The organism is Streptomyces sp. NPDC002076, assembly GCF_053593835.1.
In genome coordinates this window covers 1-2,130 of sequence record NZ_JBSFDI010000063.1, presented here as the reverse complement: position 1 = coordinate 2,130, position 2,130 = coordinate 1, and the positions used below count along the sequence as shown (strand labels likewise).

Annotated in this window: 2 protein-coding genes; one reads left to right on the top strand and one right to left on the bottom strand. The window is 66.2% G+C overall.

Features of this window, described 5'->3' with window-relative positions:
- Positions 1–172: 172 nt before the first annotated feature.
- Entirely contained in the window at positions 173–637 is a 465-nt protein-coding gene (locus tag ACWCQS_RS45975; protein ID WP_451009989.1) for a DUF417 family protein, read from the bottom strand.
- Between the two features lie 952 nt (positions 638–1,589).
- On the opposite strand from ACWCQS_RS45975, the gene ACWCQS_RS45970 reads away from it, so the two are divergent.
- Entirely contained in the window at positions 1,590–1,751 is a 162-nt protein-coding gene (locus tag ACWCQS_RS45970) for a hypothetical protein (protein ID WP_451009988.1), read from the top strand.
- Positions 1,752–2,130: the final 379 nt, after the last annotated feature.

The window sequence follows — 2,130 nt, the reverse complement described above, 5'->3', positions numbered from 1 at the left end:
CCTGCACGCGGATCAGACGCGCACAGCCAAGCCGAGGCAAGCGGTGTCAAGCATCAGGTGAAGCCACAACGTCAAGCATCAACCGAGACAAGACAGAGCGGATGGAGACACTTGAGTTCAAAGGGTCCCTGGATGTCCGAGGCGTTACGGGCGGCCGGGGAGCCGTGACAGGCTATGGTCGTCGGTTTCTGCTCAGCGACTCCGCGGCGGTGATCAGGGAAGCACCCAGCAGCACCACGTCCTTGATCAGAAATTGGCCGGCTGGCGAGAGCTTCGGCTCTGGGCCCCGCTGGTGCCAAGCCTCCGGAGTGCTGATCAGGAAACTGAGCGTGATGGTGAACATCCCGGCCGCGAGCAGGCTGCCGGCTGCCGAGACTCTGGGCGCCCACCGTCCGGTGGAGATCATCCCGGCGATCGTGATCTCAGTGATCCCGATGGCTTTGGCCAGTCTCGTCTCTCCGAGCGCTCTCAGCGGCCGTCGCAGCAGTGGGCTCGAGACGACCACAGGACGGATGTTCTCCACCTCGTAATCCTCGAACTTGAGCCGTCCGATGCTGGCGAGGTTCAGCGCGAGTCCGAATCGGCTCGCCGTGATCCCTCCGGAGTGCAACCTGGCGATAGCGGTGTGCGCTGCCATGGCATTCTCCTGTCTTCGCACAGGCGCTGCCCCGACGGCCTGACCGTGGTGGCGGCTGCGCTTACCTGCGCAGCCGCAGGACCGAGGCGGACTCTGCCCGAGTATCGGGTGTGCACCGGCCTCAACCCATACCCCTCAACGCGGCCGAGCGGGAGGGGCGTTTTCTTGGCACTTGCCCCATCATGTCAAGGGCCCGCGCCGTCGGCATCCCAGGGTTGGCCAGCGCGGCTGCAGCGCACCACGGTTGCTCAAGGGCAGGACGCCGGCCCCAGCGTCCCAGCGTCAGCTTCGCCCGGGCGCCGGTCGCGCCGACGTGCCTGGGCTGTGATTTCCAAACACAACACACGGTGAGGCATCCGACTGCATCAAAGGGCAGCTTCGTGGCACGGTGGCTGGCTTCGGCTCGTGTCCGCGCGGCAATGGTGTGGTGACCGAATGGAGTTGGCGGACGCCTTCTAAGCGAGCGCTCGCCCACTGCCTCGCGCGAGGCAGTCAGGAGGAACTTGCGCCTGAGCGTCGACTTGTCGGTGTGGCCGGCGGGGGTCTCAGAGGACCCGGAAGCGGGCTCCGCCACTGGTTTCCGAGAGGCGGAGGCTGTGGACTCGCCGCTCCCGCACCATCCAAGGGGTCGTAGGAGCCCCGCGGTCGGAGGGCCTGGAGGAGCAGAAGCGGTCGTGGTCGTCGGCGTCGACCGACCGGGTGTCACTTGTCTGGAGCCCCTCCCGGTGTAGAGGGTGCTTCCGTCGGCGCTGAAGCCCTCCGTGGCGCGGCCGGTGCGGACGAGGCTTCCTGAGCTGAGCGCGGCTGGTACCTGTTCGCCCTGCGCTGACGCGGCGTTTGCCGCGGATAGGCCGCGACGGCCCTCGGCCACATCGCCTTGCCCGCACCGGAAACCGGCCGCTCAACGCAGCCCTACACCGCATCGCGATCACTCAGGCCCACTACCATCTAGATGCCCGCGCCTACCTTCAGCGACGCAAGGAAGCGGGCAACACCGGCACCGAAGCCATATGCGCACTGCGACGACGACTCTCCGACGTCCTCCTACCGCGCCCTCCTCAACGACGCCCACATCGGCATCACCACGACTCCCTTCGGCAAGCAGCCTGATTGACATAGAGCAAGAGGACGCAACGCGTCCCCGACAGGACGCTGGGGCGAGAACGGTGGCCAAGATGCCCCGCAAGCCTGTGAACGCGACACTGAAAGGGTGAGTGACAGTAAGAACCCTCACACGCTAGGCGCAGTTCTCTGGCATACCTATTCGTCACTGGCCACCGCGGAGGAGTGCCGGCGGTGCGGGTCCCGGCCCGGTGGGCGGAGGCTCTGGCACACAGCATGCAGGAAGCGAGAGAAGCTGATGGAAGACGAGACACTGGCTCAGAAGGCAGCCCGCCTGTGAGGTTCCCCCGCTGCGCGGGAGTGGATGACTAGCTGGTCAGGGCGGATTGACGTGGTTTCAGGTTCACTGGTTCGGCTGTTGCCCGGCTGGC